Here is a 23117-nt window from a genome sequence, read left to right on the forward strand (position 1 = left end):
ATGGTGACACCCAGCATCGAGTACGGCTTGCTCTCGCCCATGCTGATCGTCTTCGGCGTGGCGGTCGCCGGTGTGCTCGTGGAGGCCTTCGCGCCTCGGCGCAGCCGTTACCCGGTTCAGGTGACCTTGGCGCTCGGCGGGCTGGTCGCGGCCCTCGCCGCGGTGGGACTGTTGGCGCACGACCTGCACGGCAGCCCCGGGCGGGCTGCCGTGCTCGGCGCGGTCATGCTCGATCCCCCGGCGCTGTTCCAGCAGGCCACGATTGCCTTGGTCGGTATTCTCGGAATCCTGCTCGTCGCCGAACGACAGATCGGCAGCCAAACCGACGGTGGCGCACGAGGTCTGGACGCTTTCACGCCGCAGGCTTCAGCGGTCGCGGGCAGTGTGGCCGAGCAGTTGGCCACCCGGGCCGGCGTCATGCAGACCGAGGTGTTTCCGTTGACCATGCTGGCCATCGGCGGCATGCTGCTGTTCCCGGCTGCCAACGACTTGCTCACCATGTTCATCGCCCTGGAAGTGCTGTCGTTGCCGCTGTACCTGTTGTGCGGGCTGGCACGTCGGCGGCGGCTGCTGTCGCAGGAAGCCGCTCTGAAATATTTTCTGCTCGGCGCGTTTTCGTCGGCGTTCTTCTTGTACGGCGCGGCGATGATGTACGGCTACGCCGGAACCCTGACACTGCCGGGAATCGCCGACGCGGTGGCCGCAGGCAGTGGCCGCACGCCGCTGGCGCTGATCGGCATCGGCCTGTTGCTGGTCGGGGTGCTGTTCAAAGTCGGTGCGGTGCCGTTCCATTCGTGGGTGCCCGATGTGTATCAGGGCGCTCCGACGGTGATCACTGCGTTCATGGCGGCCGCCACCAAGATCGCCGCCTTCGGCGCCATGCTGCGGATCTTCTACGTGGCATTGCCGGAGTTGCGGGCTGACTGGCGCCCGGTGTTGTGGGCGGTGGCGATCCTGACCATGGTGATCGGCACTGTCGTCGCGGTCACCCAGACCGATGTCAAACGGATGCTGGCCTATTCCGCTATCTCGCATACCGGCTTCATCCTCACCGGCGTGATCGCCGCAAACCCGGCCGGTGTGTCCTCGACGCTGTTCTACCTGTTCGCCTACGGTTTCAGCACGGTCGGTGCGTTCGCCGTGGTCGGCCTGGTCCGCGATGACACGGGCGAAGAGGCGACCGCCATGTCCCGATGGGCCGGGTTGGGGCGGCGCTATCCGGTTGTCGGTGTGGTGTTTTCACTGTTTCTGCTGGCTTTCGCCGGTATCCCGCTGACCAGTGGGTTCGTCAGCAAGTTCGCGGTGTTCAAGGCGGCTGGTCAGGGCGGCGCCATTCCGCTGGTGATCGTCGGCGTGATCGCCAGCGCCGTCGCCGCCTACTTCTACGTGCGGGTGATCGTGCTGATGTTCTTCACCGATCCTCCTGACGACGCGCCGCAGGTGGTGGTACCGAGCGCGCCGACCATGACCGTAGTGGTCGTCACCGCGGTGGTCACCTTCGTATTGGGCGCGCTGCCGCAGCCGCTGCTGGATCTGGCCAACAACGCCGAGGTGTTCCTGCGCTGATTTCCCCTGCGCGAGCAGACATTGCGGTACCGGACACGCCGCATTTCCGGTACCGCAATGTCTGCTCGCGCGGTTAAGGCAACAGACCCGCCTGACGATAGGCGGCCTCCAGGTAGTGCTTCATCTGCTTGACGGTCGGTGGATCTGGTTGCAGCACACGGTAGGTCACGCCGCCGGCGAGCATGTCGACCAGCACCTCCAAATCCGTGTCGGGTGCGATCCGGCCGTCGGTTTTCGCGCGGCGGAGCATCGCGATGGTCAGCTCACGCCGCGGCTGGATGTAGTGCGTCCAATACGTCTGCATCAGCAGCGGATGCGTCACCGCCGAGCCGTAGATCTGTGCGATGAGGGCACGAAATCGCGGATCGGCGGCAGTGCGGGCTGTCGCCGCAATGTTTCGTTTGACGAGTTGATGCGTTGGTACGGCATCGATCTCGTCGCGGGTCGGCCAGGTGACATCGGCGACGACGAGCGCTTCGATCGCGTCGGCAATTAGCGCCTCTTTCGTCGACCACCGCCGGTACAGCGTCGGTTTGCCGACGCCGGCACGTTTGGCGATCTGCTCGATGCTCATCGCGGCGATACCTTGTTCGATGAACAGATCCAGTGCCGCGGTGAGGATCGCCGTGTCGACTGCGGGGTCACGGGGGCGCCCGCGCCCGACGGTCATCTGACCCGTCCGCCGACCAGCGTCCGGGACAGCCAGCTGTCGAGCTGCCCGGAATCGGTGCCGCGCCAGGCGAGGTGACCGTCGGGGCGGACGAGGTATGTCTCGGACCGGTCGGCCTGACGCAGAATGGTCACGCGGCTGCCGAGATAAGCCCGGGCGACGCCGCACAACGCCGATTGACTGTCAGGCACGACAAGCACCCAATGCCCACGCAGCTGCGGGTAGAGGCGCACCGGGCTGCCATCAAGCGCCAGGTACGACCCATCCGGCACCCGGTCGCCGGGTCTTGGCTTGCGCGCCAACGGAAATGACCTTTCGGCCAGCGGTCCCTTGCGGTAGCTGACCCACAACTGCGACGTCTGATAGGTCACCCAGCGCTGCACGGCAGGCAGATTGAGGAGCGGCACGGCGATCCGGTCGCGGATGAACCGGCCGGCCGGTCGCTGCGTGATGTTCACCTTGGTGACCGCAGTGGTGCCCCGCAGCACCTCTGTCGCCAGTGGACGGCGTTCGGCCTCATAGCTGTCGAGCAACACGGCGTCGGCGACACCCTGGACCACCAGACCGAGCTTCCACGCGAGGTTCTCGGCATCGCCGAGGCCGGTCAGCATGCCTTGTCCACCGAAGGGAGCATGAGTGTGAGCGGCGTCGCCGGCGATCAGGACCCGGCCCCGACGGTAGGTGTCGGCCAGCCGACGATGCACGATGAACATCGACAGCCACTCGGCCGCCGTCACCTGCACGTCACGGCCGGTTCGCCCGGGTAGCAGTCGCTGTAGCCGATGCAGGATCTCGTCGTCGGGCGCGTCGCCGGATAGACCGGGGTCGTAGGCAATGATGCGCCAGCTGCCGCCGGGCATCGGCATGGCGCCGACCATGCCGTCGGGGTGAATCCAGCCGGTGGTGCCCGACCTGTCCAGGTCCCAGTCGAGCCGCACGTCGGCCAGCAGGAAACGCTCGGTCAGTTGTACGCCGGGGAATCCGATCCCGGCGCGGCGTCGTGTGGTGCTGGCGGCACCATCGCAGCCGACCAACCAGGCCGTCCGAGTCGTGCTTCCATCCTCGAAGGTCGCCGCGACGCCGGTGGCATCCTGTCGTAGGTCGGTCAGCGGTGTCGACCACTCCACCGCACCGCCCAACTCGGTGAGCCGGTCCCGCAGTGACGCTTCGACCATCGCCTGGGAGATGACCATAGGTGGTGCGGCCGAACGAATTCCGGGATCCCCGAACCGCAACCGCATGATCGGTTTATCGCCAAGATAGGTGGTGATCTGCATGGCACGCACCGACTGTTGCGGCAAGTCGTCGAGTGCACCGAGGCGGTCGAGCACCTCCGATCCGCGCGCGTGCACGAAGTTGGCCCGCGACGTGGTGGCGGGACCGCCGGCCTTGTCGACGATGCGCACCGGCACGCCCTGACTCAGCAAGCCGCAGGCCACTGCCAGTCCGGCCGGGCCGGCGCCCGCGATCAGTACCTCACGATCGGCCATGATCCCTACTTAAATAACGAAACGGTATCGTAACTAAATTACACCTCACCGTAGTCCTCCGCCACAGCGATCATGATCCGGTCCGGCCCCTCGCTCGGAAGCCCGGAATGCGTTGCGCCGTCGGGTCAGTTTCTCGACTGATCGACGCTAGACGCCCCGCTCGACGGGCAGCAGCCCACGGTCCACGGCGGCCACCAGCGCAGCGTGATCGGCCTCGGTCTGATCGGCGTAGCGTCGGGCGAACAGGCACAGTGCCTGGTCGACCCGATCGGAGCGGCCCATGTAGCCGGCGATCATCGACGCGCCACTCGTGCGCGCGTGCCCCTTGGCGAGTAACTGCCCCACCACGCCCGCGTAGTCGGTGAGCGCGGCGGCGTCGATGGCATCCAACGGAATGGTGCCCTTCATGTTGCGGAACTGACGCACGTAGTACTGCCGGCCGCCCATGCTTGTCCAGCCCAGCAGCGGATCGCTCACGGTCTGCAGCGCCTGCTGGTACTCCACCACCCGCTGCCCCTGGTGGGCGTGCCAGGCGGATTCGCCGTGCACGTAACGCGCCAGCACCGATCGGCGGGCCTGTTTGAGCTGCAGGAAAATCACGTCGTCAGCAGTCGAACCTTCGAGCAGCGCGACGTAGGCGCGCAGTCCGACACTGCCGACGCCGACCACCTTGTGCGCAACGTCCACGAGCGTGTACCCACCGAGCATGCGACGCCAGTGCGGGGCCAGGGTGGTCAGGTACTCGTCGAGCGCTTCGGCGAGTTGCGCGGCGTCCGGCTCGGACAACCGATTGATCAGCGGCGGCTCCTCCACCAGCCGCCGCACCCCGTCGATCTCCTGGGTGAACCGTGGCAGGGCCCGATCGCTCGTGCGGTTGCGGGCACGCTTGGCCGCGCGGCTCACCTCGCCCTGCAGCGGCCCCTCAGCCTCGGCAGCCAGTTTGTCGGCGAGGATCCGCTGAAACGAGCGGGCGAACAGCGGCTGGTCGGCCAGCCAGCGAATCTGGCTGCGGTAGGACGCAACACAGGCTTGCACCGAGGCGCCGCACTGCTCTTCGGTGGCGCCATTGTGCCGGCCGGCGACCCAGATGCTGGCCACCAGCCGGCGCAGATCCCATTCCCAACCGCCGGGATGAGCCTCGTCGAAATCATTGAGGTCGATGACCAGGTCCCGTTCGGGTGACGCGTAGAACCCGAAATTACCCAGATGCGCGTCACCGCAGACGACGGGGGTGATGCCGGTGGTCGGTAGGTGCGCGACGTCCTCGGCCATGACCACCGCCGAACCACGGAGAAAGCCATACGGAGAGGCGATCATGCGGCCGACCCGGATCGGTATGAGCCGATCGACGCGGCCTTGGTGGTTGATCGAGATCAATTGGACCGGATCGGGGCGACCGACCGGTGGATCCCAGTCAGCCAGCGTGCGGCGTGGCACCCGTTTACGCAACGCCTTGCCGATCCCGTACCGCTCAGCACGCGACACCGGCCGGTGCCGCAGCGACTGATAGGCGGTGCTGTCGGCCTCAGCCAACACAGTATGGCCGCCGTTCTTTCCCGAAGCGCTGGTCACAGGCTGATGGTACGACTTGACACCGCGCGGCCCGGAGGCGAGGAGGGAAAGTCAAACCGGCATGACGATGGTCATCCCTGGACCTGCCGGCGCATCCATGGCAGCCAATGCCGCGCCCGCCTCATCGAGTCCGACCACACGGGTGACCAAACGTTGCGGGTCGAGTGCACCGCTCACAAGGAGCTCCAGCATCGCCGGATAGTCGGCAGCAGGCATCCCGTGGGATCCGAGGATCGCGAGTTCCTGTGCGACCACGCGGTCCATGGGCAGGGCGGTGTGCGCCGCATCACCGAGCAGCAGACCAACCTGGACGTGGCGACCGCGCCGGCGCAGCGACGACACCGAAGCTTTCGCGACCGCGGGATGGCCGATGGCGTCGACCCCGATATGCGCGCCTCCCCCGGTCCGGTGCACGACTTCGCTTGCGACATCTATGATCTCGGACCCATTGATCACTTCGTCGGGTCCCAGCCGGCTGGCTGTTGCGAGGGCTTCGGCGCTGTGGTCGATAGCAACGACCTTGGCTCCGAAGGCTTTCGCGATCATCACCGCCGACAGGCCGACGCCCCCGCAGCCATGCACAGCGACCCACTGTCCGGGCTGTACCCGGCCATGGGTCACGACAGCCCGGAACGCCGTGGCGAACCGGCAACCCAGCGCTGCCGCCGCGACGAACGACACGGTATCCGGCAAGCGCACCAGGTTGGCCTGCGCGCGTGGTATCGCCACCTGCTGCGCGAAGGCCCCCGGCAAGGTGAACCCGGGCTGCAGTTGATCGGGGCACACCTGGGCATCACCGGCCAGACAGAACTCGCAACGCCCGCAACCTATTGCGAACGGCACGGTGACACGCTCGCCGACCTGCCAACCGGACACGTCCGCCCCGACTGTTGTGATGGTGCCGGAGAACTCGTGGCCGGGAATGATCGGAAGTTCCACGGGATCGTGGCCCCGCCAGGCGTGCCAATCCGACCGGCACACGCCCGTCGCGGCCACCGCGAGGATCACCCCATCGGCCGGGCATTCGGGGTCGGGCACCTCGACGACCGTGGGAAGTGCACCGACCTCGGTATACATGACAGCACGCACAGCTGTGATGGTAGGCGGATCATCGCCGACACCGGTCCCGATCGCCGCTCAGCGATGCCGTTTCAGAATGAAACCCACAGTTCGCGCACCTAGTTCGGAGAGCGGGGGCGTCGACATCTCGACCTGCCTGCGGGCCTGTTCGATGACCGGCGTGTCCGGATCGAGCACCGACAAATAGACCTCATGGGCGGCAAGTGAATTCACCGCCAGTTCGGTGTAGCCGTCGACCACTTCACAGTGGGTCGGGTCCGGCCCGTTCTCGAACAGCCATGCCGGTGGCTCGGAGAGGCCGTCAAAGGCGGCCGCGACCGCGTGCGCGAATTCGATGTGATCCCGTTGATTCGGCGCGTCAGGAGCCCAACGGGACCCGCCGTAGATGGTGACGACGACGTCGGGCCGCAGCGCCGAAATGGTCTCGGCGATCTTTGCCCGCAGCGGCGCGGTGTCGCGAATGTTGCTGTCGGGGAAGTTCCAGAACACCACGTCGCGGACACCGACGACGGCGGCCGACCGTCGCTGCTCGCTTTCGCGCAGTGGCCCCGCCTGTTCGGGCGGCATACCGGCGATACCCGCCTCGCCGCGTGAGGCCAGCGCATAGTGCACGTCCTTACCGGCAGCGGTCCACTTCGCGACGGCGGCGCCGATCCCGTACTCGGGGTCGTCCGGATGCGGCACCAACACCAGTGCGGTGTTCCAGCTCGCGGGAAATGGTTGTACGGCTTTTTCGTTCACCACACCAGTGTCAGACCTCAATGACGGTTGACGTCAAGCGTCCATCGATGGTCGAGATCGCGGTCGGCGGCATGTCGGCGGCAACATCTCCGGCCGGGGTGGCCAGAGCACTCGGCGCTGCGGGGAAACCCGCCTCGTGCACAAGTTCGGCCTTCTTCGGTACAGCGCAGTCTTGGTGGCCTGGGCACGTTCGGGACCTTGCCATTCGAGGACCGGGCTGCTTTCGTAACGCTACCGACAGGATCGCAATCACGCCGGGAGGGAAAGCTTGTGGGCACTGAACAGGCCGTGGTGACCGACCCCGCGAGCAGACGCTGCGGTACCGGTTTTGCGGCGTGTCGGGGTACCGACACGTCTTCTCGAAAATGAGGGTGACCAATATGCCACCACCACCCTGCTGCTCGCCCGGGCAGCCGCTCGCGGAGAAAATCACGCCACCGAAAACAGAGCGGACGCCGCGAGGGTCTCGACCAGGCAGTAGAACCAGTTGGGGTAGAACGAGGTCCGGCTGTCGATCACGGCAGAGACGATGCGGCCCAAAGCCATTCCCACGAGAGCGACGCCGATGGTGATCACGATCCCGGTACGCAACTGCCCAGGCGTGGCGGCGGCGTAGCCGAGCACAGCGGCCACCGCCACACCGAAACCGCCGTACACCGCGCGCACCTCGGCGCGGGCGGTCGGCTCGACGGGCACCATGCCGAACGGCCGCAGCAGAGCCCCCGGAGCAGCCAGTGCGTAGAGCCCCATGCCCGCGAAGAACGCGCCAACGACGATGATCACAACCACGGCAACCCCCCTGTTCAGAACGGCCAGGAGACCAGCATGGCACCCCCAGCTAGTACGCCGCGCTAAGACGCACGCTCGCGGACCAGGGTTTCCGCGGGCGCGCGGCCGAACACCATGGACTCCTCGATACGGTCGAACCGGTGGTCGATGGCGTCGAGAACGTAGTTGTGCCGGACATGCCACGGTCGTTTGGTACCCGACCGCGGCAACGCATGTTCAGAGCGTTGGATGTAGCCCGCCTGCAGGTCCCAGGTCCGCTTCTCCTTCATAGGCCCCGGCCCCAGGTGTGGATAGGCGTGTGTGTAACCGTGGGAGTCCATGTACGCCAACAACTTCGCCACAGCGCGGGCCGTCATGTCGGCACGCAATGTCCACGACGCGTTGGTATAGCCAATGCACCACGCCATGTTGGGGACGTCTTCGAGCAGGAACTCTTTGTAGACGAACCGGCCGGTCGGCGTGAACTCGGCGCCGTCGATGCCAAGGGCGACGCCGCCGAGTGCCTGCAACTGCAAACCGGTTGCTGTGACGATGATTTCAGCGTCGACGCGGTCACCCGATCGCAACACGATGCCGTCGGCATCGACGTGGTCGATGTGGTCGGTGACCACGTCGACGCGGCCCTCGCCGATGTGCTCGAACAGATCCCCGTCGAGCACCACGCACATGCGCTGGTCCCACGGGTTGTACCGGGGCTTGAAGTGCACGTCGACGGGGTAGCCTGCGGGCAGCGCCGTCACTGTGCGGTTGCGGATGAGTCGCCGCCCGAAATTTGGCGCCTTGCGAAACATGCAGTACACCAACGCGTGGATCATCGCGTTGCGGAACCGGACAACATGATGAGAAATACTGCGCGGCAACGTCTTCCGAATAGTCTGCACAGCCGGGTCGATGCGTGCGATCGACATCATGTAGGTCGGCGAACGTTGCAACATGGTCACGTGGCCGGCTCGGCGGGCCAGCGCCGGGATGAGGCTGATCGCGGTGGCCCCGCTGCCGATCACCACGATGCGTTTGCCTGAATAATCCAGCGTTTCAGGCCAGGACTGCGGGTGCACCACCACACCGCGAAAGTCCTCGATCCCGCGGAACTCCGGCGTGTAGGGCTCGTCGTAGTTGTAGTAGCCGGTTCCGAAGAAAACGAACCGCGCCCGGTGGACCTGCACCGAGCCGTCCTGCTGCGCCTGCACGGTCCAGGTATCGGTGCTCCAATCCCAATCGGCAGAGAGCACGCGCGTATCGAACCGGATGTGCCGATCGATGCCGTATTTGCGCGCCGTCGCGGTGAGGTATTCGCGGATGTCGGCGCCTTCGGCCACGTTCTCGGGCCGGGTCCACGGTTCGTACGGGAAGCTCAGTGTGAAGATGTCACTGTCGGAGCGGATTCCCGGGTAGCGGAACAGGTCCCACGTTCCGCCGATACGACTGCGGCGCTCCAGAATCGTGTAGGTCAGGCGGGGGTTTTTCTCATGGATGCGATAGGCCGCACCGATTCCGGAGATACCGGCACCGACGATGAGCACATCCGCGTAATCAGGCTTCATGGCAGCCATCGCGAACCTCCCTTGGGCGCGCTGCGTACCGTCCACATTAAGACCTCAAATATGGGGAGCGTCAACGATCTCAGCCAGCGCGTGGCGTGAGAGCCTGGTCAGATGAGCATCCCGACCAACGCCGACGTCGTCATGGTGGGGCCGGGTGACGAGCTCTAGCTGACGCGCTCCCGCGGGACCACCGATTCGGCCAAGACCCGTAGCTGACGGTTGACCTGCTCAGGGCGTTCCAGGATGGCGCAATGGCCACCGGTGAGTTCGACGAACGCGGCCAGGTTGGGCGCGTCCGCAGCAATCCGCCGGGAGGCGTTGATGGGCAGCAACCGGTCCTGCTCGCTGCCGATCACCAGCGTGGGCACCGCCAGGTTGCGCAACGAAATGTGCCGGGACCCCAGGTTGTCCACCAACACCCGCGCCCAGCCGCCGCGTCCGGCCGCCGGGGTCGAAGCGAACAGCTCGTAGACGAATTGCGCTACCCACGGGTCGGCGTCACGGCCCACCGCGAGGTAACACACGAACCGCTTGTTGGCGCCGTCGACCAGCCGCGGTATGGGCGTCGCACCGAACGTCCTGAGCAGCGTCCCGGCGGCCCGGACCCGGGTGGCGGTCAACGGTGCGGGCACCTGAGCCAGCTGCACGTCGCGCAGCAGGTCACCGGTGGTGGTGTTGATCAGTGCGACAGCGGCGGCACGTTCGCACACCCGGTCGGGGTAGCGCTGCGACCACGCACTGATCGCGATGCCACCCATCGAATGGCCCGCGATGACGGCCCGCTCGCCCGGTGCGAGGGCGGCGGCCAGCACAGCATCCAGATCGGCCGCCAAGTGGTTGAGGCTGTAGCCGTGTCGCCCACGCGGGGTCTCGCTACGACCGTGCCCGCGGTGGTCATAGGCGATCACGCGATAATCGGTGGCCAGATCGACGATCTGATGTGCCCACACCCTGATGGCGCAGGTGATGCCGTGTGCGAGCACGATCGGTTGACCATCGCGCGGCCCGAACACCTGGGCATGCAGCCGGACGCCATCGGTGCCTCGAACCTCCAACGGACGTCCCGGTGGTAGCTGTGGAAGGTCTCCGGTGGTCATGGACTGCTCCGATCGTCGGCGTCGTTGCCTTCAAGAAGTGCACTTATTGTCAGCCTACCCGCCGGTAACTAATCGGGGTTTGACCAAATTACGTTTGCGGTTGGCCCCAGTTTCCGAACCGGACGAGAGCACCGGCGGCGGCAGGCGCAGAATTGGTCCTGATCCGATACGGAAAGAGACCCGATGCGCGCAGCACAGATCACTCGGCTCGACGGACCGTCTGCGGTACAGGTGGCCGAGATCGATGAGCCGTCCGGCGACGGGGTGGTGATCGACGTTCACGCGGCGGGGGTGGCATTTCCCGACGCGCTGCTGACGCGTGGCCTTTACCAGTACAAGCCCGAGCTGCCGTGCACCCCTGGCGCGGAGGTTGCCGGCGTGGTGCGCCGTGCACCTGCAGGCGCCCACGTGAGCGCGGGCGACCGGGTGCTGGGACTGACCATGCTGTCCGGCGGTATGGCCGAAGTCGTTGCGCTGCCGCCCGACCGGGTGTTCGCCCTGCCCGAATCGGTGTCGTTCGAATCCGGGGCCGGCATCCTGTTCAACGACATGACTGTGCATTTCGCACTGCGCACCCGCGGCCGGCTGGCGGATGGTGAGACAGTCCTGGTGCACGGCGCAGCCGGAGGAATCGGTACTTCGGCGCTGCGCCTGGCGCCTGCGCTGGGCGCAGCCCGCACCGTCGCCGTGGTCTCCACCGAGGAGAAGGCCGAGATCGCCAGGGCGGCAGGGGCTTCCGATGTGGTGCTGACCGAAGGCTTCCGTGCTGCGGTCAAAGAGCTGACGGGCGGCCGCGGCGTCGACGTCGTGGTCGACCCGGTCGGCGGTGATCGGTTCACCGACTCGCTGCGGTCGCTCGCCGTAGGCGGGCGGCTACTGGTGATCGGCTTCACCGGCGGGGAGATCCCGACGGTCAAGGTGAACCGATTGCTGCTCAACAATATTGACGTCGTCGGCGCAGGCTGGGGTGCGTGGATGTTCTCCCACCCCGGCTACGTGGCCGAACAGTGGGCCGAACTCGCGCCGTTGCTGGCCTCCGGCGCGATCCTGCCGCCTGCTCCCGAGGTCTATCCGCTGGAGCAGGCGGGCGAGGCCATTGCGTCGCTGGAAAACCGCAGTGCCAAGGGCAAGGTGGTGCTGCGCCTGCGCTGAATCGTGGCGTCAGGACAGGCTGCCAGAAACCCACGAATGACCGCCTGCGTCGATATCGTTTAGATGTCCACGTAAGGGAGAAACATGCCGAGACGCCTGGTGCTGTGCTGCGACGGCACATGGAACACCCCCGATCAACAGGCGCCGACCAACGTCACCAAGGTCGCCCTCGCCGTGGCCGATCATGACGCCAGGGGAACCGAACAACGAGTCTTCTACTCCCTGGGTGTCGGCACCACACGAGGTGAGCGGATCATTGGCGGTGCGTTCGGATACGGGCTGTCGCACAACGTCATCGAGGCCTACCGATTCCTGGTGGAGAATTACGTCCCGGGTGACGAACTGTTCTTCTTCGGGTTCAGCCGGGGCGCCTTCACCGTGCGCAGCGCCGCGGGATTCGTCCGCAATGCCGGCATCCTGAGGCCGCAGCATGCCGACCGGATCGGCGAGGCCTACACGCTCTACCGCGACCGGACCAGTAAGACACATCCGCGGAGCACCGAGGCGACCCTGTTCCGACGGTCATTCTCGTATGAGTCCCGAATCCGTTTCATCGGCGTCTGGGACACGGTCGGTGCACTGGGCATTCCCGTGACCGGCCTCGCCAAGCTGGTGAACAAGCGATGGAGGTTTCACGACACGGACCTGAGCAGCTACGTCGACGCGGCCTTCCAGGCGCTGGCCATCGACGAGATGCGCGGCCCGTTCCGCCCGACGCTGTGGGCCCATCAGCCGGATCCCCCGGAAAACCAACGGGTGGAACAGGTCTGGTTCTCCGGCGTGCATTCCGACGTTGGCGGCGGATATCCGGAACACGACCTGAGCGACATCACGCTGCTGTGGATGGTGGGCTGTGCGCGTGACTGCGGCCTGGCTTTCTATCCCACAGCGTTCGACCAACACCCGCCGGGCGCGGCGCCGCCGGCCCCGGAGGAAGAGACCCTTGCCACCCAGACGCAGGTGTACCCCGACGCGTTCGGCAAACAGCACCAGACCCGAACCGGCATATACCGGCTGATCACGCGGTACGTCCGCCAGCCGGGCGCCACCGATCCCGACACCGAGTATGTCGCATCGAGTGCGCTCACGCGCAGTCGTGCGCTGGCGCCCGCCGCGACAACCACGCTCGGCTTCCTCGAAGGCAGTCCACGCTCGATGCCGGTGCGGTACCTGCGGCGCTGACACCGTGCCGGGCACGGCCCGCTCGGGTGTCTACACCGGGGCATACAGGTCTTGTCCCGCCATGAATGGGTGTCTGACCCGATGGTGATCGACCGTCCTACCGAGAAGACTGGCCTCACACCAAGTTGCTCTGCCGCCCGGCGGAGATCACCGATTTGGGAAAGGTGTCTCGAACTTCGGAGTAGCACATGCAGAAGGGTCCGACCGACAGACCGGCGGTGTCCAACCGGGCCCGCATCCTGATCAGCGCAGCCGTCGCCGTTGTCGTACTCCTGCTTGTCGTTTCTCGGCTGTTGAACTCATACCTCGACTGGTTGTGGTTCGGAGAAGTCGGTTTCCGCAACGTCTGGATCACCGTTGCGTTGACGCGGGTGGCGCTCTTCGTCGCGGTGACCCTGCTCGTCGGCGGCAGTGTTCTGCTGGCGATGAGGTTGGCATATCGCAGCCGGCTGATTTTCGTCCCGACCCGGCGCGACAACAACTCGGTCACGCTGTATCGGGCCCTCGCAATGCGCCGGCCACGCTTGCTGTCATGGGGCGTCGCATCGGCGATCGCGGCGCTGTGCGGTCTGGTCGGGCAGACCAGTTGGGTCACGGCTCAACTGTTCCTGCACGGTGAACCCTTCGGTATCGCCGATCCGGAATTCGGGCGCGACATCGCCTTCTTCGTGTTCGACCTACCCTTCTACCGATTCGTACTCAACTGGCTTTTCGTCGCCGTATGCCTGGCCTTGGTGGCAAATGTAATGACGCACCACCTCTTCGGCGGCATCCGACTGACCGACGGCAAGGCCACGCTCACGCAGGCCGCCCGGATGCAGATCGCCGTGCTGGCCGGCACAGCCATCCTGCTGAAGGTTGTCGCGTACTGGCTCGATCACTACGAATTGGTGTTCAGCACCCACAAAGAACCGACGTTCACCGGTGCCGGCTACACCGCCATCCATGCCGAGCTACCGGCCAAGCTCGTCTTGCTCGTGATAGCGGTGCTGTGCGCATTGGCAATATTCGCGGTGATCTTCCTGCGGGACATGCGGATTCCGGCGATGGCGATCGCACTGCTCGTGCTGTCATCAGTTCTGGTGGGCGGCGCATGGCCGCTGGTGTTGGAACAGTTCTCGGTGCGGCCCAACGCAGCCGACGTCGAGCGCCCCTACATCGAACGCAACATCGCGGCGACTCGCGACGCGTACCGGCTCGGCAACGACTGGGTCGAATACCACGACTATCCCGGCATCGGGACCAAAAATCCCCGTGACGTCGCCGCGGACGTCACCACCATCGCCAATGCGCGGTTGCTCGACCCCAATGTGCTCTCCCGGACGTTCACCCAGCAACAGCAGCTCAAGAATTTCTACAGCTTCCCAGCCGAATTGGACATCGACCGCTATCACATAGACGGCCAGCTGCGGGATTACATCGTCGGCGTCCGCGAACTGTCACCGGACAGCCTGACCGGGAATCAGACCGACTGGATCAACCGGCATACCGTCTACACCCACGGCAACGGTTTCGTTGCCGCACCGGCGAATCGGGTGAATGCGGCGGTCCGTGACGCCCCGAACACCTCGGAACCCTCCGACAGCAACAGTGGCTACCCGATCTACACGATCAGCGACATCGCCTCTCATGGGTCCGATCGACAGCTCATCCGGGTCGACCAACCACGCATCTACTTCGGCGAAGTGATCGCCCAGGCGGATCCGGACTATGCAATAGTCGGCGGAACGCCGGATGCGCCGCCCCGCGAGTACGACACTGACACCTCGAAGTACTCCTACACCGGTGCCGGCGGCGTGCCGATCGGCAACTGGTTCAACCGCACGTTGTTCGCCGCCAAGTTCACCGAACGCAACATCTTGTTCTCGCGCGCGATCAGTGCGGAATCGAAACTGATCCTCTACCGGAACCCGAAGGAGCGCGTGCAGCGCGTGGCCCCGTGGCTGACCACTGACACCAATGCCTATCCGGCAGTGGTCAATGGACGCATCGTCTGGATTGTCGATGCATACACGACCCTGGAGCGGTATCCCTACGCGCAGCGCAGCTCGCTGCAAGGACCGGTGACCGGCGCCGGCGGCATCACTCGACCCGGCGCACCGGTCGGGTACGTGCGCAACTCCGTCAAGGCCACCGTCGACGCCTACGACGGCACCGTGACGCTCTACCAGGTCGACCGCGACGATCCCGTGCTACGCGCATGGATGCACGCCTTCCCCGGCGTCGTGCAATCCCCGGACAAGGTGTCTGACGAACTGCGCGCGCATTTCCGCTATCCCGAAGATCTGTTCAAGATCCAGCGGGAGATCTTGGCGAGATACCACGTCGACGAACCTCGAGAGTTCTTCACCACCAACGCATTCTGGTCGGTGCCCAGCGATCCGACCACTGACTCCGACGAACCGCAGCCACCGTCCTACGTCCTCATCGGTGACCAGCAGAGCGCACGACCGTCGTTCCGGCTGGCCAGCGCGATGGTCGGGTACAACAGGGAATTCCTGTCGGCCCACATCTCGGTGTATTCCGATCCGGAGAACTACGGCAAGATCAGCGTGCTGCAGCTACCGACGGATACGCTGACACAAGGTCCGCAACAGATCCAGAACTCGATGATCTCCGACACTCGGGTCGCCTCCGAGCGCACCCTGCTGGAGCGATCCAACCGAATCCACTACGGCAACCTCCTGACACTGCCGATCGCCGACGGCGGCGTGCTCTACGTGGAACCTCTTTATACCGAGCGCATCCCGACCACACCCCACAGCTCGACATTCCCACAGCTTTCCCGGGTGCTGGTCGGCTTGCGCGAACCCCGTGCCGACGGTGGAGTCCGAATCGGCTACGCCCCAACGCTGGCCGAAGCCCTCGATCAAGTATTCGGTCCCGGCGCTGGGCGCGCGGCGACCGCCCCCGGTGGCGATGCCGCCGCGACACCGCCACCGGATATGCCGCGGCCACAATCTCCCCCACCCGCCGCCGTGCCACCGACCACCGGTGGTCCACCCCAAACAGCGACTGAACTCAAAGAGGCACTCACGGAGTTACGCGCGGTTCTCGATCGCCTCGAAAAAGCGGTCAACGCACACGAAAACGCGGGCGGACAGTAATCACTGCTCGCACACGCAAGAAAGCGCACCATATGAAGACCAAGCCACTGGATGCGGTCCAGCCGGCTCAGGACGTCGCCGCGAGGCTGGCAACGGAATTCGACGGGCTGCTGCCACCCGAACTCGTGACCCGCATCGTGGTGGAAGCCATCCGCGATCTCCACGGACAGGTGCAGCCCAAAGCCTTCCCCGAACTACTGCACCGGCTCGCCCACTATCGACTCGACATCGCGTGCGGCAGAACTCAGGCTTCGACGGTCGCGTCCCCGTAGAAGACCGACATTTGCAGCCTGACCTACATCGGCACCGGCGAGCGAGCCCGCCATTGACACGCAGCAGCACGACACGCTTGACATCAGGAGGCGGCTACGGCGACGCCGGCCAATATTCCGGGGACGACGACCGCGAGCGCCAGGGCGAGCCCGAGGAGCCTACGGAACAGCATGTCCTGGTGTTTGACAGCGCTGTTGCCGATGATCAGGGTGCCGGCCACGTGGATGGGGTTCATGACCATGAGAGCAGCCGGTGCGCAGATGGCCGCGATGACCCAGAACACTCCCGGTGACCCACCGAAGGCGGTGAATGCCAGCGGCATCATCAGCCCCAGGACTCCAAGGGTCGAGCTCTCGATGTTGCACAGGAACGCCGTCGTATAGGCCAGGACGAAAATGAGCAGGACCCCGGCGCCGAGGTGCTGGAGGTCCTTCTCGATCGAGTCCATGGTGCCGATCTTTTCCATGAGCCCGAGGTAGGTGAGCAGGCCGCACAGGAGCAGCACGCTGTTCCAGGGGATCCGAGCGAGCAGCGCATGCTCCTTGGGATGAAAGACGATCTGGAGCAGCGCAGCCAGGCACATGGCCGTCACACCGACATCTGTCTTGGGGACGACGACGAGGACGACGAAGAGGATGAGGGAGAGACCCGAGCACCAGGCATAGGTCTTGTGATGCTGTTGCCCCTCCGACGACTCGGCCAGTGGTGGTGCGGGCCATACGACGAAGGCCTGTCCGCGCCGCGCTCGGAGGGCGAGGATGAGCTGGAGGGCGATGACGACGATGACTGCGACCGCGACGGAAACCGCCCACAGTCCCCAGCCGGAGTAGTGCACGTGGAATTTGTCCGCGGCGGTGCGCACGACGGCGCCGGTGGGGTTGAGCGGTGAGAGTCCGGCGCTATTGGCCCCGATGATGACGGCGAGCTCGCAAAGGTAGAAGCTGCGGCGGTAACGCTCACCGAGGTGGGCAACCATTGGCACGAGGAAGGCGATGGGCGCCGTGGAGAAGGCACCCGCCGTGGAGAGAGCACCGGCGATGAGGAAGCCGGCCCATGGCAGCAGCGCCTCACGATCGCCGACGGCCGCGTAGATTTTCTCCACGACGTGCGCAAGGGCGCCGCTGCGTTCAAGGTGCGCGAAGAGCAGGGAGACGCCGGCGATGAGCACGAAGATGCTGCCGGGGAAAGTCGTGTACATCGTCGTCGGGTTCAGGCCCGAAACGGCCAGCACGGGCAAGGCCGCGGCGAGCGCGAGCGCGCCGATGTTCATCCGCCGCCAGATCGCCACGATCAGTACGACGAGAAGGAGTGCTATGGATAGGATTTGGGCCGACGACATCGGTGGCCTCCTCGTCGTAGACACGCGCTCCGGATCACCTGCGGGCTTCCTCCGGAGGTTATACCGATGACGTTGGTTGCGTGCTCATTTCGCGTAGCTGTGCGTCTACTCCCCTGTCGACTTCTCACCGCTCCCCGGAAGTCCGGAGCAGGCTCGATTCAGCCCGAGCTTGACGCCGCAATCGACTGCACTGCAACATATTTGACCGGATAGAATCGTCATTTCCCGGTCAACCTTTCGTTGGCAGCAGCGTCGGGTCGTTCTGGCAATGAACATGATTCCCGGTGGCCGCACACCGTTCGGCACCATCAGTCGTCGTAGCTCGGGCGCCACCGAATGCCCTCGATAGCGCGGCCGATGTTGTCGTAGGTCTTTCTGGCCACGCCGTCGGCGACGGCCGCGTGGTACACCGCCTCCGTGACTGCCGTCGATATGGCCGGCAGATCGGTGACGCTGGGCAGCAGACCCGCGCCGGGTGCGGTTGGGTCAGACTGGCGGGCAACGGCTTTGGCAGCGGCGTCGAGCATCCGGTTGGTCACGCGGGTGGCACCGGACACGGCCACTCCCAGTCCGATTCCGGGGAACGTCAGGACGTTGTTGGCCTGGCTGACGGTATAGGTGACGCCGTCGTATTGCACTGGGGCCGAGGGTGAACCGGTCGCCACCAAGGCACGGCCGTTCGACCATGTGATCACCTCGTCCGGGGTGGCCTCCATGCGAGAAGTCGGATTCGAGATCGGGAAGACCAGCGGGCGGGCGGTACCCGCTGCCATCGCTTCGATGACCTCGCGAGTGAAGGCGCCAGGCACACTCGCGCAACCCAGCAGAATGGTCGGTCCGGCCAGCTTGACGGTCTCGAGCAGGTCCACCCGCCGATCCGCCGGGAACCCGAGCTGCTGCCGGTTCTTGGCGTAGGGCACTTGAAATTCGTGCAGCCCGTCCATGTCGTCGAACAACAAGCCTTGCTTGTCGATCGGCCAGATGCGCGCCGCCGCCTGCTCTGCGGTCGCCCCGGCGGCGATCATCGCGTCGCGGATCTGGTCGGCGATCCCGATCCCGGCACTGCCTGCGCCGAGCACCACCACGGTCTGCTCGGTCATCGGGACGCCCGTGACCTTCAGCCCGGCGTACAGGGCTGCCATCACCACCGCGCCGGTGCCCTGTACGTCGTCGTTGAACACGCAGTACTCCGATGAGTACCGGTTTAGGATCGCGCGCGCGTTAGCCGCACCGAAATCCTCGAAATGCAGCATGGCGTGCGGGAACAGGCGGTGCACGGTCTTCACGTAGCGCTCGATGAACTCGTCGTATTCGGTGCCGCGCCGGCGCGGATGACGATTGCCCACGTAGAACGGATCATTGAGGAGCTGCTCGTTATCGGTGCCGACATCGAGTGACACCGCGATGGTTCGGCGCGGATCGATGCCACCGCCTGCGGTGTAGAGAGCAAGTTTCCCGGCGCTGATCTGGATGCCGCCCACCCCCCAGTCACCGATACCCAGTATCGACTCGGCGTCAGTGCACACGATCAAGTCGACGTCATCGGGACCCTGGCGAAGAGTTTCGAAGGATTCTGCGATCTCATCGGGATGGTCGATGGAGAGGTAGATGCCCCGTTGCCCACGGTATTCGCCGGAGAATCGCTGGATGGCCTGGGAAACCGTCGGGGTGTATACCACCGGCATCAGCTCGGTCAGATACTCGGAAAGCACCTTGAAGAACAGGATCTCGTGGCGGTAGCGCAACTGATCAAGAGCCAGGTTACGCGCCATATCCGTTGGCATTCCCTGCAACTGGCGCCACACCCGCTCGGCCTGCTGGTCCAGCGTCAACACACCGGAGGGCAGTCTGCCCGTCAGCCCGAGCTGCTGCCGCTGCTCATGGGTGAACCCCACCCCACGATTGAGACTCGGAACGGACAAAGCGACGGGAACATGCGGTGTGCCGGTCATTTCACCTCATCATTCGTTGATTTCGGGCAGGGTCATACGGCGTAGAAGGTGAGTCCGAGCACCGCGTAGATGGCGAGCAGTTGCAAGCCTTCGAACCATGTGGATTCACCGCGCTGGGTGACCTCGTTGCCGATGATGACCGCCAAGAAGATCGCGCCGATCTCGAACCCGTTGAACACCAGGGGCATCGGGAACGGTCCGAGCACGAACGACGCCAGCACCAGCACCGGGGCGACGAACAGCGCGATCTGGGCAGCCCGGCCCCCAGCGCGAACAGCGCGATGATCAACTCCGGGGCGTTGCCGAATGTCACGTTGAGCAGAGCACCCAGCCCCGGACCCGAGCGGGCCGCCAGCTCCTCGGTTGCGCGGCCCATCAGCGCTGCCGTCGGTATCACGCCGAGCGCGGACGCGGCGAACACGGCTACCGCGTCGGCGTGCACGAATTCCAGCAGGATCGCGACCGGGATCAACGGCACCAGCAGGTACGGCCAGCCCTCCCCCGTCAGCAGAAACGGCTTGGGGCGTTCAGTGGCCGACGTCACAGCACTCGTCATCGTGTCCCTTCGGCAGTTCGTCCGTGAGGACTCACTTTTCGATGGGTCCCGCAATCAGCCGGGACTCACCGCAGCGCGTACCAGCGCGGCGGTCTCGGACGGAGTCTTTCCGACCTTGACACCGATGGCCTCGAGCGCGGTTTTCTTTGCCGAGGCGGTGCCGGATGATCCCGATACGATTGCGCCCGCGTGTCCCATGGTCTTGCCTTCGGGGGCAGTGAATCCGGCGATGTAACCGAACACCGGTTTGGTGATGTGCTCGGCGATGTAACGCGCGGCACGTTCCTCGGCGTCTCCGCCGATCTCGCCGATCATGACGATCAGGTCGGTTTGGGGATCATCTTGAAATGCTTGTATGCAGTCGATGTGGGTGGTGCCGACTACGGGGTCGCCACCGATCCCGATGCATGACGAGAAACCGATGTCGCGGAGCTCGTACATGATCTGATAGGTCAAGGTGCCCGACTTCGACACCAGGCCGATGGAACCCGCACTGGTGATGTCTGAAGGAATAATGCCCGCGTTGGATTGGCCGGGGCTGATCAGGCCGGGACAGTTCGGCCCGATCACGCGAGTGACGCCGGAATTGGCTGCGCGCTGGACGAATTCGGCGGTGTCCCGCACCGGAACACCCTCGGTGATCACCACGACCAGCGGTATCCCTGCATCGATCGCCTCATGGACTGCGTCTTTGGTGAACCGAGGCGGTACGAATACCACCGATACGTCGGCACCCGTCTCTTTGGCGGCCTCGGCCACGGTCGAGAAGACAGGTATGCCGTCGATCTCCTGACCACCCTTGCCCGGTGTCACGCCCGCCACGATATTGGTGCCGCCGGCCACCATGCGCCGGGTGTGCTTGAGACCTTCGGAACCCGTAATACCCTGCACCAGAACCCGGCTGGCCTTGTTGAGAAAAATCGGCATCGTTCAGGCTCCTTTACCCGTGGCCCCGGCAAGTTCGGCGGCCCGGCGGGCGCCTCCGTCCATGGTGTCGACGCGTTCGACGAAATCGAGCGCGGACTCCTCGAGGATCCGGCGCCCTTCGGCGGCATTGTTGCCGTCGAGCCGTACGACAAGCGGCTTGTTGACCGCGTCGCCCTGGCGTTCGAGCATGTCGATGGCCTGGACGATGCCGCCGGCCACTTCATCGCATGCCGTGATGCCGCCGAAGATGTTGACAAATATGCTCTTTACGGCCGGGTCGCTCAGGATGATGCCGAGCCCGTCGGCCATGGTCGCAGCTGACGCGCCGCCACCGATGTCGAGGAAGTTCGCGGGTGCGACACCGCCGAATTCTTCGCCGGCGTACGCGACGACATCTAGCGTCGACATCACCAACCCCGCGCCGTTGCCGATGACGCCGATCTCACCGTCCAGCTTGACGTAATTGAGGTCCTTTGCCTTTGCCTTGGCTTCGAGCGGGTCAGCGGCTGCACTGTCCTCCAATTCAGCGTGACCGGGCTGGCGAAATGCCGCATTCGAATCGAGGGATATTTTCGCGTCGAGTGCCAGTACGCGTCCCTCCTTGGTCTTGACCATCGGGTTCACCTCGACCAACGTGGCGTCCTCGGATACGAAGACCTGCCACAGTTGTTCGATGATCGCGGCGACTTGCTCACGGACATCGTCGGGAAAGGCTGCCGCATCGACGATCTCACGTGCTTTGTCCGCATCAACTCCGTCAACCGCATCGATGGGTATTCGCGCCAGTGCGGAGGGCTTGGTCGCGGCGACCTCTTCGATGTCCATGCCTCCCTCGACCGACGCCATGGCGAGATACGCGCGGTTCGCCCGGTCGAGGAGCAACGAGAAGTAGTACTCGTCGGCGATATCGGCTGCCGGAGCGAGCATCACCCGATTAACGGTGTGCCCCTTGATATTCAGCCCCAGAATCTCAGCGGCCTTGTCCTGCGCGTCATCTGGTCCATCCGCAAGCTTCACCCCACCGGCTTTACCCCGCCCTCCGGTCTTGACCTGAGCTTTCACCACGACGCGACCACCGCCGAGACGCAGTGCTGCCTCTCTGGCCTCGGCGGGGGTTTCAGCGACGGCGGCGTCCAATACCGGTACACCGTGTTTGGCGAATATGTCTCTTGCCTGATGTTCCAACAGATCCATTTTGCCGCCTATCTGAAAGTGTTACCGAGATCTTCATTGCCTGTGGCCGACACTGCGGTACGAACAATGTCGTTGAACACATCAGGACGCTCGATCCAACAGAGATGTCCGGCTCCGTCCAACGTGATCACCGACGCATGGGGGTGTCGGCGCTCGAGATGGGCGACATTCGCGTACGGCACGACGCGATCTGCGGTCCCGTGCACAATCGTGATCGGCCGGTTGATGTCGCCCTGCGGCAGACCGTCATGCAGGAAGACTGCACTCGCCTCGAACTGCAACCGCCACGTGGCCGTCGGTGTGCTTGCGTGCAATCGAAGCGCCAACAGCTCTTCGAACTCCTCCGGGTGCTGTCGTGCCCAGCCGGGGGTAAAAGACATCGGCATGGTGGCACGCGCGAACTCGGCAGGACTGAGCCCCGACGCCCCTATCCAACATCTCAATGTCTCGTCCGGGACCGGGGTGCACCCCTCGCCACCGCTGGTGGTGGACACCAGAATCAGCGATCGGACCACGTCCGGGTGACGCAGCGCCAAACTCTGCGCGATGTAGCCGCCCATCGAGGTTCCCACCACATGAGCCGGACCGCGCGCTTTCTGCCGCAGCACCTCGTAGGCGTCGTCGGCCATCTGCTCGATGGAATAACGGTTCCGCGGCTTGTCTGAATGTCCCACGCCCCGGTTGTCCATCGCCAGCATGCGGGCGAACTCCGAGATCGGACCGACCTGACGCTCCCAGCACCATCCGGCATATCCCAGGCCGGGAATAAACAGCACATCGTCGCCTTGGCCGTGCTCCGACACGAACAACCGGGTGCCGTCTGACGCCAGCGCCATCTCGCTGTCGACTATCACGCTTGCTCTACCATCGTCGTTGACGTCCTTCC

General features: G+C 65.0%; 19 protein-coding genes and 1 pseudogene. 5 read left to right on the forward strand and 15 right to left on the reverse strand.

All coding sequences use genetic code 11. The annotated features are described in order from the left end of the window. Positions 1–1566: an NADH-quinone oxidoreductase subunit NuoN gene (gene nuoN, locus H276_RS0112400; RefSeq protein WP_026356911.1), complete on the forward strand. Its 1566-nt coding sequence runs from the start codon at positions 1–3 to the stop codon at positions 1564–1566. Between the two features lie 73 nt (positions 1567–1639). Here nuoN and H276_RS0112405 read toward each other — a convergent pair whose 3' ends face one another. The 9 genes and pseudogenes from H276_RS0112405 to H276_RS0112445 form a co-directional block, all read right to left on the reverse strand. Further along, positions 1640–2236, reverse strand: coding sequence for a TetR/AcrR family transcriptional regulator (locus H276_RS0112405; RefSeq protein WP_019971636.1), 597 nt, complete (start codon positions 2234–2236; stop codon positions 1640–1642). After that, on the reverse strand, positions 2233–3726 hold the full coding sequence (locus H276_RS0112410; protein ID WP_019971637.1) for an FAD-dependent monooxygenase: 1494 nt from the start codon (positions 3724–3726) through the stop codon (positions 2233–2235). Before H276_RS0112410 ends, H276_RS0112405 begins: the two co-directional genes overlap by 4 nt. Positions 3727–3873: 147 nt before the next feature. Continuing rightward, a complete protein-coding gene (locus H276_RS0112415; protein ID WP_019971638.1) occupies positions 3874–5298 on the reverse strand; it encodes a DUF2252 domain-containing protein in 1425 nt (474 codons plus the stop codon). 51 nt (positions 5299–5349) lie between these two features. After that, a complete protein-coding gene (locus H276_RS0112420; RefSeq protein ID WP_019971639.1) occupies positions 5350–6387 on the reverse strand; it encodes a zinc-dependent alcohol dehydrogenase family protein in 1038 nt (345 codons plus the stop codon). A 48-nt stretch (positions 6388–6435) separates the two neighbouring features. Then, the gene (locus H276_RS0112425) at positions 6436–7122 is read right to left on the reverse strand and encodes a PIG-L deacetylase family protein (protein ID WP_019971640.1); all 687 of its coding nucleotides are present in this window, start codon (positions 7120–7122) and stop codon (positions 6436–6438) included. A 19-nt stretch (positions 7123–7141) separates the two neighbouring features. After that, positions 7142–7311 (reverse strand): annotated as a pseudogene (locus H276_RS24080) (TetR family transcriptional regulator); the annotation flags it as partial. A 237-nt stretch (positions 7312–7548) separates the two neighbouring features. Further along, entirely contained in the window at positions 7549–7908 is a 360-nt protein-coding gene (locus H276_RS0112435; RefSeq protein WP_019971642.1) for a DUF4345 domain-containing protein, read from the reverse strand. Between the two features lie 62 nt (positions 7909–7970). After that, complete coding sequence (locus tag H276_RS0112440) at positions 7971–9461, reverse strand: NAD(P)/FAD-dependent oxidoreductase (RefSeq protein WP_026356912.1); 1491 nt, start codon at positions 9459–9461, stop codon at positions 7971–7973. Between the two features lie 155 nt (positions 9462–9616). Next, positions 9617–10549, reverse strand: coding sequence for an alpha/beta fold hydrolase (locus tag H276_RS0112445; protein WP_019971644.1), 933 nt, complete (start codon positions 10547–10549; stop codon positions 9617–9619). A gap of 183 nt (positions 10550–10732) precedes the next feature. Between H276_RS0112445 and H276_RS0112450 the strand changes: the two genes are divergently transcribed. From H276_RS0112450 to H276_RS0112465, 4 genes are all read left to right on the forward strand, one after another. Then, complete coding sequence (locus tag H276_RS0112450) at positions 10733–11701, forward strand: NADPH:quinone oxidoreductase family protein (RefSeq protein WP_019971645.1); 969 nt, start codon at positions 10733–10735, stop codon at positions 11699–11701. A gap of 84 nt (positions 11702–11785) precedes the next feature. Then, positions 11786–12883, forward strand: a complete 1098-nt coding sequence (locus H276_RS0112455) for a DUF2235 domain-containing protein (protein ID WP_019971646.1) — start codon at positions 11786–11788, stop codon at positions 12881–12883. Between the two features lie 188 nt (positions 12884–13071). Beyond that, on the forward strand, positions 13072–15990 hold the full coding sequence (locus H276_RS0112460) for a UPF0182 family protein (protein ID WP_019971647.1): 2919 nt from the start codon (positions 13072–13074) through the stop codon (positions 15988–15990). Between the two features lie 32 nt (positions 15991–16022). Next, positions 16023–16262, forward strand: a complete 240-nt coding sequence (locus tag H276_RS0112465) for a hypothetical protein (RefSeq protein ID WP_019971648.1) — start codon at positions 16023–16025, stop codon at positions 16260–16262. Positions 16263–16345: 83 nt separating this feature from the next. Here H276_RS0112465 and H276_RS0112470 read toward each other — a convergent pair whose 3' ends face one another. The 6 genes from H276_RS0112470 to H276_RS0112495 form a co-directional block, all read right to left on the reverse strand. Continuing rightward, complete coding sequence (locus tag H276_RS0112470) at positions 16346–17602, reverse strand: SLC13 family permease (protein WP_019971649.1); 1257 nt, start codon at positions 17600–17602, stop codon at positions 16346–16348. Positions 17603–17910: 308 nt separating this feature from the next. Further along, positions 17911–19554 carry an NAD-dependent malic enzyme gene (locus tag H276_RS0112475; RefSeq protein WP_019971650.1) on the reverse strand — a complete coding sequence of 548 codons (1644 nt, stop codon included), beginning with the start codon at positions 19552–19554 and terminating at the stop codon, positions 17911–17913. A gap of 32 nt (positions 19555–19586) precedes the next feature. Further along, positions 19587–19781 carry a hypothetical protein gene (locus tag H276_RS25305; protein WP_019971651.1) on the reverse strand — a complete coding sequence of 65 codons (195 nt, stop codon included), beginning with the start codon at positions 19779–19781 and terminating at the stop codon, positions 19587–19589. Between the two features lie 383 nt (positions 19782–20164). Further along, positions 20165–21037 (reverse strand): succinate--CoA ligase subunit alpha, encoded by an 873-nt coding sequence (gene sucD, locus H276_RS0112485; RefSeq protein ID WP_019971652.1) that lies wholly within the window; start codon positions 21035–21037, stop codon positions 20165–20167. Positions 21038–21040: 3 nt separating this feature from the next. Then, positions 21041–22231 carry an ADP-forming succinate--CoA ligase subunit beta gene (gene sucC / locus H276_RS0112490; RefSeq protein WP_019971653.1) on the reverse strand — a complete coding sequence of 397 codons (1191 nt, stop codon included), beginning with the start codon at positions 22229–22231 and terminating at the stop codon, positions 21041–21043. A gap of 8 nt (positions 22232–22239) precedes the next feature. Continuing rightward, positions 22240–23085, reverse strand: coding sequence for an alpha/beta fold hydrolase (locus H276_RS0112495; RefSeq protein ID WP_196807901.1), 846 nt, complete (start codon positions 23083–23085; stop codon positions 22240–22242). Positions 23086–23117 lie beyond the last annotated feature (32 nt).

Origin of the sequence: Mycobacterium sp. 141, from assembly GCF_000382405.1 — a bacterium.
Taxonomy (GTDB): domain Bacteria; phylum Actinomycetota; class Actinomycetes; order Mycobacteriales; family Mycobacteriaceae; genus Mycobacterium.